Genomic DNA, 15,092 nt, shown 5'->3' on the forward strand with positions numbered 1-15,092 from the left:
CTCGGGGTTGAGCATCAATGTACAAACGGCGCCATGACAGCTGGCGGTTTGTCGGGCACGTAACGATCTTGTTTCGGCACATCGCTGCCGGCACCAAGGCCGCCACCCAGCGCTGTCACCAACTCGGCATGGGCAACCAGGCGTGCGGCCTGGACCTGCTGCTGCACTTGCTGCTGACGGAACAGCAGGGTTTGCGCGTTGAGAACGTTGAGGTAGTCGGTAAGGCCGCGCTGATAGGCAAGCATGGCGATGTCATAGGTTTTCTGTGCTGCCGCAACCGACTCGGCGGCGAACACCTGCTGCTTGTCCATGGACTCGCGCTTGATCAACTGATCGGAAATGCCCTTGAGCGCAGTGACCAGGGTCTGGTTGTACTTGGCTGTGGCCATGTCATAACCGCTGGCAGCCACACCCAGTTGCGAGCGCAGGCGGCCGCCATCAAAGATCGGCAGCGAAATCGCCGGGCCGACGTTGTAGTTGAGTTTTTTCGCGCTCAGAAACTCCAGGGCGCCGCCACCGGTGGCCATGAAGCCAAGACTGGCCACCAGGTCGACGTTGGGATAGAAGTCGGCATGGGCCACGTCAATGCCACGGGCCTGGGCCGCCACTTCCCAGCGGCTGGCCACCACGTCCGGACGCTGGCCCAGCAGTTCGGCCGGCAGCCTGGAAGGCAGTTTGAGTGCGGTATTGAGCGCCAGCACCGGCCGCTTGAGACGAGCACCCTCCCCCGGCCCTTTGCCCGCCAGGGCGGCCAGCTGGTTGCGGGTGAGGGCGATTTCTTCTTCCCGGGCGTCGATCTGGCGATGGATTTCGGGCAGCGGGGCTTGCGCCTGGCTGACTTCGAAGTGCGTGCCGATGCCGCCGTCCAGACGCTTTTGCGCCAGATCGAGGATCTGCTCTTGCTGATGCAGGGTCGACTCGATGATGTCGAGCTGGGCAAAGTGCAGGGACAACTGGATATAGGCGCGAATCACGTTGTTCTGCAATTCAAGTTGCGCCTGGCGCGCTTCGGCGACGCTCATGTGCGCCATGTCCACGGCCTGTTCGGTGGTGTTGCTGTCGCGGCCCCACAGGTCGAGGGAAAAACTGAAGCCCAATGCCGCGTTGTTGTCCCAGGTGGTGGAATTGTCCAGCTCACCGGGGCCATAGAATTGGTCAGACGGCCAGTTGTGGCGTTTGAGCGTCGAGTCGCCATTGATCTGCAGCGACTGCGCCGACTCGGCGATCCCGGCCATGGCCCGGGCCTGACGCACACGGGCGGCAGCCATGGCCATGGTTGGACTACCCTGCACTGCAAGGCTGATCCAGGCATCCAGTTGCGGGTCGCCATAAGCGTGCCACCATTGAGCCTTGGGCCAGTTGGCGTCTTGCGCGGCGTTTTCAATGGCCTCGTCGGTGACCAGAGTATTAGCGGCGAGCATCGTGTCTTTTGGACCGATACCACCGAAGCTGATGCAGCCGTTTAATGCCAACGATAAAGCCAGAACACTGAGGGCTTTAAGCTCTCTGCTATTGCGACGTTGCACTGCTGCAAATACCTGAGGGAGAAAGGAGGGATAAAACTGAAGAACACAATTCTAGGCTCTGGCAGGTGCAGCGATAAGCTGGCATTAATGTGAATCTTTATTACCATTCTTGGGATAATCCGTTGGTCTTATGCAAACCTGCCAGTAAACGCTGAAACTTCGTGTCACAATTTGTCGCTGCTTGTTGTCGTTGCCCCTACTTGAGAGCACTCCATGGACACTTTGCAAAACATGCGCGCCTTCAGTTGCGTAGCCGAAGCCGGAAGTTTCACCGCCGCGGCTGCCATGCTGGATACCACCACGGCCAACGTCTCGCGCGCGGTCTCCAACCTTGAGGCCCACCTGCAAACCCGCCTGCTCAACCGCACCACCCGACGCATCGCCCTGACCGAAGCCGGCAAACGTTATTTGTTGCGCTGCGAGCAGATCCTGGCCTATGTCGAAGAAGCCGAAGCCGAGGCCAGTGACGCCCACTCGCGCCCGGCCGGCCAGCTCAAGGTGCACACCATGACCGGCATCGGTCAGCACTATGTGATCGACGCCATCGCCCGTTATCGCAAGACCCATCCTGATGTGACCTTCGACCTGACCCTGGCCAACCGCGTGCCGGACTTGCTCAACGAGGGCTACGACGTGTCCATCGTGCTCGCCAGCGAGCTGCCGGATTCCGGGTTTGTTTCGCAACGTCTGGGCATCACCTACAGCATCGTCTGCGCCTCCCCCGGCTACGTGAAAACCAATGGCACCGCGGACAAGCCCGGCGACCTGCTCAACCACGCTTGCCTGCGCCTGGTAAGCCCGGTGATCGCGCTGGATAAATGGGTATTCGAAGGGCCGGAAGGTCAGGAGATGGTCTTGATCAACTCCTCGCCGTTTCTGGTCAACTCGGCCGATGCGATGAAAACCGCCATTACCAGCGGCATGGGCGTCGGCATTTTGCCGGTGTATGCGGCCATCGAAGGTCTGCGCAACGGCACCCTGGTGCGCATGCTGCCCAAGTACCGTTCCCAGGAGCTGAACCTGTACGCCATCTACCCCTCGCGCCAGTACCTGGATGCGAAGATCAAAACCTGGGTGGAGTACATGCGCGGGTCGTTGCCGGAGATTCTGGCAGCCCATCAGACTGAGCTGGCGACCTATAGCTGACAGTCGAAACCTTCAGGTATTGGCGGATGAACGGCGGGAATGTTAGCGTGCTTACATTCCCGACAGCCGATGAGTCTTGTTCAGATGAGCCTTTCCAGCACCAAGAAAACCGTACTTGCCTTCAGCCGTGTCACCCCCCGGATGGTCGAGCGCCTGCAACAGGATTTCAACGTCATCGTGCCCGATCCCAAGCTGGGCGATCTCAATGCCCAGTTCGATGAAGCCCTGCCCCACGCCCACGGTTTGATCGGCGTGGGCCGCAAGCTGGGGCGCAAGCAACTGGAGAACGCCAGGCAACTGGAAGTGGTCTCCAGCGTATCGGTGGGCTACGACAACTACGATGTCGACTACTTCAACGAACGCGGGATCATGCTGACCAACACCCCGGACGTGCTCACCGAAAGCACCGCTGACCTGGGTTTCACCCTGATCATGAGCAGCGCCCGCCGGGTGGCGGAACTGGATGCATGGACCAAGGCCGGGCAATGGCAGGCCAGCGTGCCGCCTGCGTTGTTTGGCAGCGACGTACATGGCAAGACCCTGGGCATTGTGGGGATGGGCAATATCGGCGCGGCCATCGCCCGTCGTGGTCGCCTGGGGTTCAACATGCCCATCCTCTACAGCGGCAACAGCCGCAAGACTGCCGTCGAGCAAGAGCTGGGGGCGCAGTTCCGCAGCCTGGACCAGTTGCTGGCCGAAGCCGATTTCGTGTGCCTGGTGGTACCGCTGAGCGAAAAAACCAGACACCTGATCAGCCGGCGCGAGCTGGGGCTGATGAAGAAAAGCGCGATTCTGGTGAATATCTCCCGTGGTCCGGTGGTGGATGAACCGGCGCTGATCGAAGCCCTGCAAAACGGTACAATTCGCGGCGCGGGACTGGATGTGTATGAGAAAGAGCCGCTGGCAGAGTCACCGTTGTTTGCGTTGAAAAACGCCGTGACCTTGCCGCACATCGGCTCGGCGACCCATGAAACCCGGGAAGCCATGGCCAATCGTGCCCTGGACAACCTGCGCAGTGCCCTGCTGGGCGAACGCCCGCAGGATCTGGTGAACCCGCAGGTCTTTAAAGGCTGATACGGCATTGATCTGATCCTGATCTGATCTGATCTGATCCTGATCTGATCTGATCTGATCCTGATCCTGATCTGATCCTGATCCTGATCTGATCTGATCCTGATCTGATCCTGTAGGAGCGAGCTTGCCTCGCGAGCTTTTTAAACAGCTCGCGAGGCAAGCTCGCTCCTACAGGGGGGCGGTGTTCGAGGTTCGAGGTTCAGGCCAGTTTTGCGGCCATAGGTACCACCCGGGGTTTGCGAAACACCAGCACGTTGCCCAGCATCACCAGTACCAGACCGGCCAGTGCCGGTGCTGTCCACTGGTAGCCCTCGGCAAACGCCGACACATTGAGTGCCACCAGCGGAAACAATACCGTGCAGTACGCTGCCCGCTCCGGGCCCATGCGCCCGACCAGGGTCAGGTAGGCGGTGAAACCTATCACCGAACCCGGAATCACCAGGTACAACAACGAGCCGATGTAACGGGTGTTCCATTCCATGGTGAACGCAATGCCGCTGAAGGCGCAGTACAGCGCCAGCATGCCGGCGCCATAGAGCATGCCCCAGGCGTTAGTGGTCAGCGGTTTGAGCCCGGCTTTTTGCTGCAGGCTCGACAGCATGTTGCCCGCCGAAAAACACAGGGTGCCGATCAATGCCAGCCCCAGCCCCAGCAGGATCTGCGGGGTCGCGGTATGCCCGCTCAACTCCGGCCAGAACAGCAGCCCCAACCCGAACAACCCCAGTGCACCTCCGGCGATTACGTTGCGGGCGATTTTCTGCTTGAAGAAGATCCGCGCGTTCAGCGCGTTCCACAGCGTGGCGGTGGAAAACACCACGGCGATCAAGCCTGTGGTCAGCCACTGACTGGCGGTCAAAAAGCACATGAAGTTGACGCAGAACAGACACAGGCCCTGCGCCAGGCAAATCAGATGCCCGCGCCGGTTCATGGTTTGCAGCCGACGCGTCAGCAACAACACCGCGAACAGCACCAGTGCCGCCAGGCCAAAGCGATAGACGATGGACACCGGTATGGCCACCACCCCCAATTGCAGTTTGAGGGCGATCCAGGTCGTGCCCCAGATCAACACGGTCAACAAGTACAGGGATAGGTTCATGGCAAGCTCCTGGAGATGGCTTGCAGTCTGCGATGCAATGCCGGGGCGCACTTGCAGATTCTTGCGCTTTTGTGGCCCCGGGGCTGGCAGCGCTGATGCGACGGAGTAGGATGCGAAGGGTTGGAGTAATCACCATGTCTGCATTCGATACCCTGCAAGTTTTTCAATCCATGAGCCGCTCGCCCAATGCCCGTCTGGAGCACAGTGCCGAGCTCGGTGACGGTATGGCCGCAGCCTTGTGGACCAACCATCACGATGCCCGCGACTATCAGGCGCCGACTCACCACACCCTGTCGTGCTACATCTCGGGCGGCACCGGGACCTTTCGCCGGGAGCAGCCGGGGGCAACGGGTGCGCCGGGCAAACTCTGCGTGCTGCCTGCCGATCATCAGTCGGCCTGGGTGATCAATGGCGCCATTCGCCTGGCCCATGTGTATGTCAGCCAGGAGCAATTCGCCCTGGGTTGCGTGACATTGCTCGACCGCGAACCTCGCGAGCTGCAACTGCGCGAAATCACCTTTTTCGATGACGAACAACAAACCCGGCGCTTTCATCAGTTGATCCAGCTGAACTGGAGCGAACCCGGCGAACGCCTGCTCACCAGCAGCCTGGCCAGCGAGTTGCTCGATCATGCGTTGCTCAGTCAGGTGGGGATGCGCAGCGGGCTGCAACTCAAGGGCGGGCTGGCGGCGTATCAACGGCGCCAGCTGGTGGACATGATTGAGCAGCAGCTGGCCGAGCCGTTGAACATTGGCCAACTGGCCGCGCACTGCGCATTGTCGCCTTACCACTTTGCCCGCATGTTTCGCCAGAGTTTCGGCGTGCCGCCTCACCAGTATCTGCTGGCGCGCCGCCTGGCTCGCGCCCGGGATTTGCTGCGCAACAGCGCGATGGGGCTGGGTGACATTGCACTGGCCTGCGGCTTTGCCAGCGCCAGCCACTTCGCCAACCGGTTCAAACAGACCCTGGGGGGGACGCCGGGAGAGTATCGGGCGGCGTTCAGGCCTTGAAAGCCACAACATCAACCAAATTAACCTGTAGGAGCGAGCTTGCCTCGCGAGCTGTGGGCTATCTGCGAGATTGCTGAAGAGCTCGCGAGGCAAGCTCGCTCCTGCAGGGGGCGGGGGCGGGTCAGAACTCCAGGGTGGTGGATACGCTCACTTGCCGCGCATCACCCATGGAGACAAACATCCGGCTCGCCGCCGAGGTGTAGTAAACCCGGTCGAAGAGGTTTTTGACGTTGAGCTGCACTTTGAGCTTTTGCCCTTCGAGCTGGGTGTCGTAGGTGGCAAAGGCATCGGCCACGGTGTAGGACGGCAGGTCGAAATCGTTCAGGGCGTCGCCTGCACGCTCACCCACATAGCGCGCTCCGGCACCGACCCGCAATTTGTCGCCGCCAACAATGTTGCCAAAGTCATAGACCGCCGATAGCGAGCCGCTGTTTTTAGCCACGTTCTGCAAGCGCATGCCCTGGTAGGTGGCGTCCTTGGTGACTTCGGCATCGGTGTAGGCATAGCTGCCGATCAGGCTCCACTGTTCGCTCAACTGACCGCTGACATCCAGTTCCAGGCCGCGGGAGCTGACCTGGCCTGCCGTCGAGTACAACGTGTCATCACCCACGGTGGTGGATACCAGAACGTTGCGCTTTTTGATGTCGAACAGCGCCGCGCTGGCGGTGATGCGCCCTGGAATATCCAGTTTGGCCCCCAGCTCCCAGGACTTGGCCTGCTCCGGGGCGATGGCCGAATCCAGGACCACGCCGCCGGTCAGGGGAGCGATGCTGGAGTTGGGCTTGAACGATTCGGTGTAGCTGCCGTAGAACGACAATTCATCGCTGTATTGATAGACCAGACCCGCCCGCGGTATCCATTTGACGCCGTTGGTATCGGTGTTGGCCTTGAACGGGATGCCCTTGCCCGCGAGCTGGTCGTACTTCTGGAAACGGCCGCCTGCCACCAGAATCCATTTATCGGTCAGGTGGATGGAGTCCTGGGCGAACAATGAATCGCTGCGCAGCAAGTCGGTCTGGTTGCTGTCACTGGCGCTGACCGTGGTGCCCGCCACTTCGCGACCATATACCGGGTCGAGATAGCTGAACGGGTATTGGCTGTTCTGCCGAATCAGATCCGCACGATAGATTTTGCGGTACTCGTCATCCACCCCGAACACCAGATCATGCTGCATGCCCGCAACCTGAACCTTGCCTTGCAGGCTGGCAGTGGTGAAGCGGTCGGTGGTGATGGCGCCCTGGGTGCCATCCATTTTGCGGGTCAGGGTACCGCTGGCCGGGTCGACGGCAGTCACCCGGACCTGGCTGGCGTCGTAGGTTTCGCGGTTCCAGCTGTAGCCGAAATGGGCTTTCCAGTTGTCATTGAGGTCGTGATCGACTTCAAGGCGATACAGGTCCGAGCGCCCCTGCATGTTGTTGAAGGGTTCGTCGAGGCGGCGCGTGGCCGGGATATCCAGCGGATGATTGGTGGCCGGGTTGATCGCCGTGCCCCGGTCAAAGGGGGTCAGAAACTCGCGATGTTCGTAGGCCAGCAGCACCTGGGTGTTGTCGCCATACCAGGCCAGCGAAGGGGCGATCAGGGTCTCGCGGTGCAGGCCAAAGTTGCGCCAGTAATCTTCATCTTCGTGATCGATGATCATCCGGTAGGCCAGCCCGGAATCCCCCAGCGGGCCGGTGCTGTCCAGTGTCCCGCCACTGCCGTTTTTGCCGGCACCATAGCTGGAGCCTTTTACCGTCAGTGCGTTGTACTGCTGCAGTTGCGGCTTTTTGCTGACCACGTTGACCACCCCGCCCGGGTCCTGGATTCCGTAGAGCAAGGACGCCGGCCCCTTGAGCACTTCGACCCGCTCGGTGGCGGCATTCAGCGCCCGGCCCTGCACCAGCGGCATGCCATCGCGCATGATCGAGCCGTCGCGGTTGTCGCCAAAGCCACGTTTCATTACCGAGTCCTGGGTCCCGCCCAGCGTGTTGCCCTGGGTGATGCCGCTGATATTGTTCAGCGCGTCATCCAGATTGCGCGGCACCTGGTCGCGAATGACCTGGGCGGCGACCACGTTGATGGTCTGCGGAATCTCCATCGACGTGCCCGTGCCACGCATCACCGAGGTACTGGCCGGAGGCTGATAGCTGGTGTCACTGACGGCCTGGGAGGTGATGCTGGTGGCCCCCAGGTTCAGGGCGCCGGCCTCGGGTCGGGGTTCGAGGGCAAAGGTGCTGGCATCGGTGCGCCGTGCATTCAAGCCCGACTGCGCGAGCAACTGCTGCAAGGCCTGCTCGGCACCCATGCGCCCTTCGACCGCCGGGGCTTGCAGGCCGAAGGGTGCTTCGTCGGTGTAGACCACACTGAGGCCGGTCAGCCGGCTGAAGTCGCTGAGGGCCCGGGGCAACGGCTCGGCCGGCAGATTGAAATCAAACAGAGCACCGGTTTGCTGCACAGTGGCACCGGCTGCCATGGCGACGGACAAAGGCGTTAACACCAGACCGGCCATCAAAGCCGAAACGCTCAACCACTGTTTAACCGAACCGCCTGCCGCTGACGTGGACTTCATGCTCATGACCTGTGTGCCAACCTGATACGGAATGCGAATTTTTCGCATTTTCAAGCACTACACGGATGGCCCCAGGGTTTACCTCACCCCTTGATTGAAAAAAATCCTGTGGGAGCTGGCAAGCCAGCTCCCACGATCAATCAACATGTATGAAACTCAACGCAGCACAATCACCCGCCCGAACAAGGTGTGCTGTTCAAACCCGAGCACGCCTTGCAGGGAGGCAAGCACTGCTTGCGGGTCCTGAGTGGGGAAGCTGGCGCTGATGCGGCGTGTGCCCAACTGGGTATTAAGCAACAGGATTTGCCCGGGGTAGTAGCGCCTCAGATCGGCCACCACATCGGCCAGCGGCGTCTTGTAGTAGCTCAGCGAGCCGCTGCGCCACGCCAGTCGGGCCTGACTGTCGACCTGTTGCACCGCGTCGCTCACAGCACCGTCGGCATAGGCCACTTGCTGGTCAGCCGCAAGAATCTGCTGTGGCGCGTGCTCCCCCGCCTTGACCCCGACCCGGCCGGATAACACGGTAACTTGCACCCCGGCAGGCTGCAGCCGTACTTCAAACTCAGTGCCCAGTACCCGCGCTTCGCCACCACTGGCATCCACCACAAAGGGTTCGCCGGTATGGGTAACGTGGAAAAACGCAACCCCGCGCCGCAACTCCACATGCCGCTCACCAGCGCTGAAATTCACCGCAATGGCACTGTCGGCATCCAGGGTGACCCGTGACTGATCGGCCAAGGTCACGGTGCGTACCTGCCCCGGCGCGCTGACGTAATCGGCGCCAAGATTATCGAGCCAGCGTATCGGCTGCCAGCCCGCGAACACCCCGACCGTCAACAACAGGCACGCAGCAACCGCCAGCCCACTGGACCAGTGCTTGATTCTGCTGCGCCGGGAAACCTTGATCGCCGACAAGTAACCTTGCAACACCTGCGCCTCTTCGGCCGCCAAAGTACTGCCCGCCACTTCGCTCAGCTCCCATATCACTTGCGCCCGGGAGTACGCCTCGGCGTGGGCGGGATCGGCCAGCAGCCAACGGCTGAAGGTGGCCTGATCACCGCTGTCGGGCTGATCGTGCAACACACTGAGCCACGCCAGCGCGGTGCGCTCCTGTTCGGCAGTGACCGCAATATCCGGACGATTGATCACGGCGCGGCCCCTGCTGGCGGCTCACGCAAACTGGCCTTGCAGGCCTCCAGGGCGCGCATCATGTGTTTTTCGACGGCACTTTGAGACAGTCCCATGACCCTGGCGATATCGGCATAGGTACGACCGTGAATCCGGTTGAGCAAAAATATATGCCGGGTGCGCTCGGGCAGGCTGCGCAAGGCGGCCTCGACCTGGCGCAAGTCATTGCCCGCCTCCAGTGCTGCCTGGGGCTCGCAGCTGCGGGCGTCCGACTCGGGCTGCCAGTGCTGATTGATCCGCCCGCGAGCCCCTTCGCTGCGCAGATGGTCGATGGCGATATTTCCGGCGCTGCGCAGTAAATAAGTGCTGAGTTCTTCGACCTGTACCAGGGGCCGGCGCCAAAACCGCAGGAACAAGTCCTGAACCAGATCGGCCGCCGTAGCCCGGCATCCGACACGGCGGCTCACCAGGGCTTCCATTTGTAACCGCTGAGATAAAAACACCTGCAGAAAATGCGCTCGTCCATGACGCGTGTCACTGCCGGGGCCTTCATTGAGATCGGGAGAGGTCATGGGTGGGGGATCGGTATACAGGTCGAAAGGAAAGCGATACTAATGATAAACATTATCAGATGCAAAAATAGATGACGGCCTGCAGCTACGGGTGTCGATTGAACCCAGAACCTGAGCCAGCCCCTGCAGGAGCGAGCTTTTAGCCATGATTGCAGACCGTTCGCGAGCAAGCTCGCTCCTGCAGCCTGATGCTGTTCTACATAATCTGAGCCGGCGAGCCGTCGTCGCATTTTGATATAAATCGACCATAGCCTGCACACGCGGGCTTGTCCGTCTCATCAAAGACTGACGCCGGTCATGGCTGGCGAGACTTGCGGAAAATAGTGCTTGAAATATTTGTTCATCGGCCCAAACACTGTAACTGAGCGATGACGAGGAACCTTTGAATACACGAGGCCGTCAGACCTCACACGAGCACGCTATATAAGGGAAGAATTATGCAAACTGAAGTCTTTTCCGATAAGAACATCGCCGTTGACGTACGTACCCAGAACTGGGTAACAGCGACAGTTGAAGTTACGCTCGAACGTCATTTGGAAGACCTGACTCGAGTCATCGTGCATGTCAGCGATGAAAACGGTGGCAAGTCAGGTACTAAAGACAAACGTTGCAAAATGGAGGCACGACCTAAAGGACACCAGCCATTTCTCGTTTCCCACGACGCTGATTCCCTGACAGAAGCGGTAGAAGGTGCCGCGACAAAACTGGAGCACAAGCTGGAGCACCTTTTCGGCAAGCTGCGTGGCAAACACACCCCTAAACTGGCCGTTGAAGGCTTTGAAGAAAAAGAGCCAAAACAGACTGCTGATGATTTGCTTGAAGAAGAGTTTTTGGAGAAAGAAAAAGAACTCGATAAAATCAGCTGATTCAGCGCCCAGAGCGTACTAAAAAGGGCGGGCTTACTTCGGTAAGCCCGCCCTTTTTTATGCTTTGAAGAAACTGCCGAGACGCAAATCTGCAGGAGACAAATTTACACAGCGTCTACAACTCGCCCTTCTCCACTTCCGGGTGTTCACCTGAACCTGCACCGGTCTTGCGCCGGGGGTTCTCTATTTTCACCGACGGGAACTGCGACGATGCATAGCGCACCACCAGAATCGCCAGCGCCAGCAACAAGATCGCTCCGGTCAGGTACACCACGCCCATGTCCGGCGGGTTGTGATGGGAGACGTTGGAGATCAGCAAGCGGGTCAAGGCCGTAATCGCCACGTAAATCAGGAAACGTACCGGCATGTGGTTGGTCTTGAAATAAATTCCGACCATGGCGCCCAGTTCGAGGTAGATGAACAGCAGCAGAATGTCATCGATGGAGATATTGCCCTTCTCCACCATCTGCAAAAACTCCATCACCGCCGCCCAGGCAGTGACTGCGCCAATGGCAAACAACGCCATATAGTGGAAGGTCTCGACGAACAGATTGCCCATCGATTCGGCCAGTTCATGAACCTGGCGACGTAGCTTTTCAGCTTTGTTAACTCTCACGATGCAGCTCCTTGAATCGACTCGAACGGATCATCCGCATGTACATGGCCCTTTCTGCATGCAGAAATAAGGCCAGGCATCCCCAGTGAGATGGTGGCGGCCGGCTATTAGACACCTCGGATGCCCGCTGCGCACACCAATTGCGGCTAGAGTAAAAAAGCCGCTATTCAAATCCCGGGGATTGGCTTATTCTTTTCGCTGTATATAAATACAGTAATCGCTAGATAATTTACGTGAAGGCATATGAGGTGGTAAATGGCCGTCGAAGTGGTATACCGCAGCAGCCGAGATCTGGAGCGTTTGTTCATGGATAAAGCCGAAGCTGACCGTCATGACAAAATGCTGGAACTTGCAGAGTTGCTGGCTGAAGTATTGCAAAAAGCCGTGCCGTCGCTGAGCGAGCAGCAGGTCGAAGAAGCCGGCATTTACATGGCGAAAAACCGCGATGTGTTTGCCAAAGCCTTCAAGAGCCAGCCGGACGCCCTGTCCGAGTTGCTGGTCGAAAGCGAGTAACAGCACCGAGCCCTCGCTTGACTCTCCCCCTGGGGGCAGACCCTATCCTGAAAGGCCGTCTTTCAGGTTGGTGTAATGATGAGCAAGCGAGTACTGGTAATTCTGGGACATCCCTCTGCCGACAGCTTTTGTGCAGCCCTGGCCGACCGCTATGTCGAAACGGCCATTGGCGCCGGCCAGGATGTCCGCGTGTTGCATCTCGCAGCCCTGTGTTTCGATCCGGTGCTGCACGAGGGTTATAAACAGATCCAGCCGCTGGAGCCGGACTTGCTCAAGGCCCAGGCTGACATCACCTGGGCGGAGCATCTGGTACTGGTGTTTCCGGTCTGGTGGGGCGGGGTTCCGGCTTTGCTCAAAGGCTTTCTCGAGCGCATCCTGCTACCCGGCTTCGCCTTTAGCTACCGCAAGGGCAAAGCTTTTCCAGAGAAACTGTTGTCAGGACGCAGCGCCTGTCTGCTGGTGACCATGGACACCCCGCCCTGGTATTACAAATGGGTGTACTGCATGCCGGCATTGCATCAAATGCGCAGGACCACTCTGGCCTTTTGTGGCATAAAACCCCTCGTGACCCTGACATTCGGCCCGATTCTGGATTCAACCGCCAGGCAGCGGGACATTTGGCTCGGGCAAATCCGCAAACTCGCTGCCAGGTAAGGCTCCAATATGCGGGCGGCCATTAAAAAGGACTTTTCATGTACATCGGCAAAGCCGCCCAACGATCGGGCACCACCATCAAAAGCATTCGTCACTATGAAAACATCGGCCTGTTGCCGCCGCCGCAGCGCCGTGGCAACTATCGCGTCTACAGCGAGCAGAGTGTCGAGCGGCTGATGTTCATAAAGTGCGCCCAGCAACTGGGCTTCAAACTGAAGGAAATGCTGGCGATTCTTGATGAGCACCACGGGCAGGCACTGCCATGGGATGTGGTGCGAAACGCCATCACCGACAAAAAACAGTCAGTGCTGGAGCAGATCCAGGCCCTGCACAACCAGCATGCCGGGCTGGTCGCATTCGAGACCCGTTTTTTGGCCGCGGATCAATCCTGTCAGGCAAGCAACCTGCTGGAGCCGCCGGTGGATGCTCGATTGCTGGCAATGGCCTGACGGCCTGGCTGTTCGGCTTGATCAGCTTCCTAGGCAAGCCTGCGCCTACGATGAGGTCGCAGTGCTTTTGGGGTACAACAACCGCTGCGCCAGCTCATCGGAAACCCGTGCCGGTGAACGCTTCTCGGCCTGGGCGTGGGCGTAGATGCCCGTCAGGCGCTGGCTGATACGCAACAACTGCTGGTTAATGGCCTCGGGGGTCGCGCCTTCATGGGTCAGCGCCATGTAAATCAGACCGCCCGAATTGATCACATAGTCAGGCGCATACAATATCCCCCGACGTTCGAGCTGATCGGCAACTTGCAGGTTGGTCAGCTGGTTGTTCGCACAGCCGGCCACTGCCGAGCAACGCAGTTGCGCCACGCTGTGCCAGTTCAGCACGCCGCCCAGACCGCAGGGTGCAAGAATGTCACAGGGGGTGCTGAGCAAGGCTTCACAGGCAACCGGATGGGCGCCAAGCTGATCCATGGCCAGGCGAACTTTACCGGGATCGGTATCGCACACCAGCAACTCGGCACCCGCCGCATGCAGTTGCTCGGCCAGGGCGTAACCGACCTTGCCCAGCCCCTGCACGGCAACCCGCAATCCTTCCAGGTTGTCACTGCCCAGACGCGACGACGCAGTGCTGCGAATACCGGCAAACACCCCCATCGCCGTATGCGGTGACGGGTCGCCTGCCGCAGTGGTACTGGTTACGTGGCGGGTGCTCTGGGCAATGCAATCCATATCGGCGGTAGAGGTGCCGCTGTCGATCGCGGTGATATAGCGTCCATCGAGTTGCTCGACACAGCGACCGAATGCTTCAAACAGCGCCGCGCGACTTTCGACATGGGCCGCCCGCATGACGACTGCCTTGGCGCCGCCCACCGCCAAACCGGCCAGCGCCGCTTTATAGCTCATGTCCTGGGCCAGGCGGATGGCATCGTTGACTGCACTTTCATCGTTGGGATACGCCAGATAACGGCAGCCACCCAGGGCGGGGCCCAGACGACTGCTATGAATGGCAATCACTGCCTTGAGCCCGGTGACAGGATCGACACTGAGGTGCAACGACTCCACATGAGCACTTTGCATGAGAGCAAACATTAACCAGCCCTCGAACGATAAAAGGTAAACGCCAGTATAGGTGGCGCCAGAAAAATCGTTGAAGTGCGCAGGAATAAGTCTGAGCTGTTTTCAGGGTTTCAGACATAACCTGCCGGGGCTACAGTTTGTGCGTCTGAACCCCGGCCCGGCCATTGTCTTGTGTGCCGCTAGGCGGGTGTATCCGGTTGCCGCGCGGGGTGTGCAGCGACAAACGCGGGGTGCTGCTCTGCCAATGCCGAAACCCGGGCGATCCGCGGGTATGGCACCAGCGATACCTTGAAGCGCTCAGCCGCATACAGCTGCGGGATCAGGTACACATCCGCCAGCCCGGGCTCCGGGCCGAAGCAATAGCCGCTATCGCCAATCAGTTGTTCAATGGCCGCCAGGCCCTGGCTGACCCAGTGACCTATCCATTGCATGACCTGCTCTTCGGTCTGCCCCGTCTGGCGCAGTTGATTGAGCACGCTGGCGTTGTGCAGCGGATGAATATCACAGGCCACCAGGGCTGCCACCGCACGTTCGCGGGCACGGGTGTCCAGATCTTCGGACAGCAACGCCACCTGCGGATACCGCTCTTCGAGGTATTCGATAATCGCCGGGGACTGGGTCAGCACCCTGCCCTCCTCCGTACGCAAGGCCGGTACCCGGCCTTGGGGATTGATCGCCAGATACGCCGGCTGGCGGTGCTCGCCGCCGCCAGCGGCAATCAGGTTGACCGGCACCGCCTGATAATCCAGACCTTTAAGCGCCAGCGCGATCCTCACCCGGTAGGACGAGGTCGAGCGGTAGTAGGTAAAGAGTTGCATGG

General features: G+C 59.7%; 15 protein-coding genes. 7 read left to right on the forward strand and 8 right to left on the reverse strand.

Features of this window, described 5'->3' with window-relative positions; translation table 11 throughout:
* Nucleotides 1-14 precede the first annotated feature (14 nt).
* Nucleotides 15-1,526, reverse strand: coding sequence for an efflux transporter outer membrane subunit (locus tag JQ848_RS18245; protein WP_202211000.1), 1,512 nt, complete (start codon nucleotides 1,524-1,526; stop codon nucleotides 15-17).
* A 213-nt stretch (nucleotides 1,527-1,739) separates the two neighbouring features.
* Here JQ848_RS18245 and JQ848_RS18250 point away from each other — a divergent pair, with 213 nt between their 5' ends.
* Both JQ848_RS18250 and JQ848_RS18255 read left to right on the forward strand, forming a co-directional pair.
* Nucleotides 1,740-2,672, forward strand: a complete 933-nt coding sequence (locus tag JQ848_RS18250) for a LysR family transcriptional regulator (RefSeq protein WP_003440018.1) — start codon at nucleotides 1,740-1,742, stop codon at nucleotides 2,670-2,672.
* An 84-nt stretch (nucleotides 2,673-2,756) separates the two neighbouring features.
* The gene (locus JQ848_RS18255; protein WP_003440015.1) at nucleotides 2,757-3,746 is read left to right on the forward strand and encodes a 2-hydroxyacid dehydrogenase; all 990 of its coding nucleotides are present in this window, start codon (nucleotides 2,757-2,759) and stop codon (nucleotides 3,744-3,746) included.
* 199 nt (nucleotides 3,747-3,945) lie between these two features.
* Here the strand turns inward: JQ848_RS18255 and JQ848_RS18260 are convergent, their stop codons facing one another.
* Entirely contained in the window at nucleotides 3,946-4,842 is an 897-nt protein-coding gene (locus tag JQ848_RS18260) for a DMT family transporter (RefSeq protein WP_003440013.1), read from the reverse strand.
* A gap of 134 nt (nucleotides 4,843-4,976) precedes the next feature.
* Here JQ848_RS18260 and JQ848_RS18265 point away from each other — a divergent pair, with 134 nt between their 5' ends.
* Complete coding sequence (locus JQ848_RS18265) at nucleotides 4,977-5,852, forward strand: helix-turn-helix domain-containing protein (RefSeq protein ID WP_003440011.1); 876 nt, start codon at nucleotides 4,977-4,979, stop codon at nucleotides 5,850-5,852.
* Between the two features lie 121 nt (nucleotides 5,853-5,973).
* Here JQ848_RS18265 and JQ848_RS18270 read toward each other — a convergent pair whose 3' ends face one another.
* The 3 genes from JQ848_RS18270 to JQ848_RS18280 all read right to left on the reverse strand — a co-directional run bounded on the left by JQ848_RS18270 (nucleotide 5,974) and on the right by JQ848_RS18280 (nucleotide 10,100).
* Complete coding sequence (locus JQ848_RS18270; protein WP_037001367.1) at nucleotides 5,974-8,400, reverse strand: TonB-dependent siderophore receptor; 2,427 nt, start codon at nucleotides 8,398-8,400, stop codon at nucleotides 5,974-5,976.
* A 156-nt stretch (nucleotides 8,401-8,556) separates the two neighbouring features.
* Nucleotides 8,557-9,549, reverse strand: a complete 993-nt coding sequence (locus JQ848_RS18275; RefSeq protein ID WP_202211001.1) for a FecR family protein — start codon at nucleotides 9,547-9,549, stop codon at nucleotides 8,557-8,559.
* On the reverse strand, nucleotides 9,546-10,100 hold the full coding sequence (locus tag JQ848_RS18280) for an RNA polymerase sigma factor (RefSeq protein ID WP_083912783.1): 555 nt from the start codon (nucleotides 10,098-10,100) through the stop codon (nucleotides 9,546-9,548). The genes JQ848_RS18275 and JQ848_RS18280 overlap by 4 nt, the downstream gene beginning before the upstream one ends.
* Nucleotides 10,101-10,537: 437 nt before the next feature.
* On the opposite strand from JQ848_RS18280, the gene JQ848_RS18285 reads away from it, so the two are divergent.
* Nucleotides 10,538-10,966: an HPF/RaiA family ribosome-associated protein gene (locus JQ848_RS18285; RefSeq protein WP_003439990.1), complete on the forward strand. Its 429-nt coding sequence runs from the start codon at nucleotides 10,538-10,540 to the stop codon at nucleotides 10,964-10,966.
* A gap of 115 nt (nucleotides 10,967-11,081) precedes the next feature.
* Here JQ848_RS18285 and JQ848_RS18290 read toward each other — a convergent pair whose 3' ends face one another.
* Nucleotides 11,082-11,582 (reverse strand): phosphate-starvation-inducible protein PsiE, encoded by a 501-nt coding sequence (locus tag JQ848_RS18290; protein ID WP_003439989.1) that lies wholly within the window; start codon nucleotides 11,580-11,582, stop codon nucleotides 11,082-11,084.
* A gap of 255 nt (nucleotides 11,583-11,837) precedes the next feature.
* Between JQ848_RS18290 and JQ848_RS18295 the strand changes: the two genes are divergently transcribed.
* The 3 genes from JQ848_RS18295 (at nucleotide 11,838) to JQ848_RS18305 (ending at nucleotide 13,198) form a co-directional block, all read left to right on the forward strand.
* On the forward strand, nucleotides 11,838-12,095 hold the full coding sequence (locus tag JQ848_RS18295) for a YebG family protein (protein ID WP_003439988.1): 258 nt from the start codon (nucleotides 11,838-11,840) through the stop codon (nucleotides 12,093-12,095).
* Between the two features lie 78 nt (nucleotides 12,096-12,173).
* The gene (locus tag JQ848_RS18300; protein WP_161718113.1) at nucleotides 12,174-12,749 is read left to right on the forward strand and encodes an NAD(P)H-dependent oxidoreductase; all 576 of its coding nucleotides are present in this window, start codon (nucleotides 12,174-12,176) and stop codon (nucleotides 12,747-12,749) included.
* A 38-nt stretch (nucleotides 12,750-12,787) separates the two neighbouring features.
* The gene (locus JQ848_RS18305) at nucleotides 12,788-13,198 is read left to right on the forward strand and encodes a MerR family transcriptional regulator (RefSeq protein WP_202211002.1); all 411 of its coding nucleotides are present in this window, start codon (nucleotides 12,788-12,790) and stop codon (nucleotides 13,196-13,198) included.
* Nucleotides 13,199-13,243: 45 nt separating this feature from the next.
* Here the strand turns inward: JQ848_RS18305 and JQ848_RS18310 are convergent, their stop codons facing one another.
* A complete protein-coding gene (locus JQ848_RS18310; protein ID WP_003439985.1) occupies nucleotides 13,244-14,284 on the reverse strand; it encodes a Glu/Leu/Phe/Val dehydrogenase family protein in 1,041 nt (346 codons plus the stop codon).
* 167 nt (nucleotides 14,285-14,451) lie between these two features.
* The gene (gene maiA, locus JQ848_RS18315; protein WP_160628386.1) at nucleotides 14,452-15,090 is read right to left on the reverse strand and encodes a maleylacetoacetate isomerase; all 639 of its coding nucleotides are present in this window, start codon (nucleotides 15,088-15,090) and stop codon (nucleotides 14,452-14,454) included.
* Between the last annotated feature and the right edge of the window lie 2 nt (nucleotides 15,091-15,092).

This window comes from Pseudomonas paraversuta, assembly GCF_904067025.1.
Taxonomy (GTDB): Bacteria; Pseudomonadota; Gammaproteobacteria; order Pseudomonadales; family Pseudomonadaceae; genus Aquipseudomonas; species Aquipseudomonas paraversuta.

Bases quoted from the DNA above. Each gene is read 5' to 3' on its own strand.
- JQ848_RS18250 (WP_003440018.1), top strand. From the start codon at position 1,740: ATGGACACTTTGCAAAACATGCGCGCCTTCAGTTGCGTAGCCGAAGCC.
- JQ848_RS18255 (WP_003440015.1), top strand. From the start codon at position 2,757: ATGAGCCTTTCCAGCACCAAGAAAACCGTACTTGCCTTCAGCCGTGTC.
- JQ848_RS18260 (WP_003440013.1), bottom strand. From the start codon at position 4,842: ATGAACCTATCCCTGTACTTGTTGACCGTGTTGATCTGGGGCACGACC.
- JQ848_RS18265 (WP_003440011.1), top strand. From the start codon at position 4,977: ATGTCTGCATTCGATACCCTGCAAGTTTTTCAATCCATGAGCCGCTCG.
- JQ848_RS18270 (WP_037001367.1), bottom strand. From the start codon at position 8,400: ATGAAGTCCACGTCAGCGGCAGGCGGTTCGGTTAAACAGTGGTTGAGC.
- JQ848_RS18280 (WP_083912783.1), bottom strand. From the start codon at position 10,100: ATGACCTCTCCCGATCTCAATGAAGGCCCCGGCAGTGACACGCGTCAT.
- JQ848_RS18285 (WP_003439990.1), top strand. From the start codon at position 10,538: ATGCAAACTGAAGTCTTTTCCGATAAGAACATCGCCGTTGACGTACGT.
- JQ848_RS18295 (WP_003439988.1), top strand. From the start codon at position 11,838: ATGGCCGTCGAAGTGGTATACCGCAGCAGCCGAGATCTGGAGCGTTTG.
- JQ848_RS18300 (WP_161718113.1), top strand. From the start codon at position 12,174: ATGAGCAAGCGAGTACTGGTAATTCTGGGACATCCCTCTGCCGACAGC.
- JQ848_RS18305 (WP_202211002.1), top strand. From the start codon at position 12,788: ATGTACATCGGCAAAGCCGCCCAACGATCGGGCACCACCATCAAAAGC.
- JQ848_RS18310 (WP_003439985.1), bottom strand. From the start codon at position 14,284: ATGTTTGCTCTCATGCAAAGTGCTCATGTGGAGTCGTTGCACCTCAGT.
- maiA (WP_160628386.1), bottom strand. From the start codon at position 15,090: ATGCAACTCTTTACCTACTACCGCTCGACCTCGTCCTACCGGGTGAGG.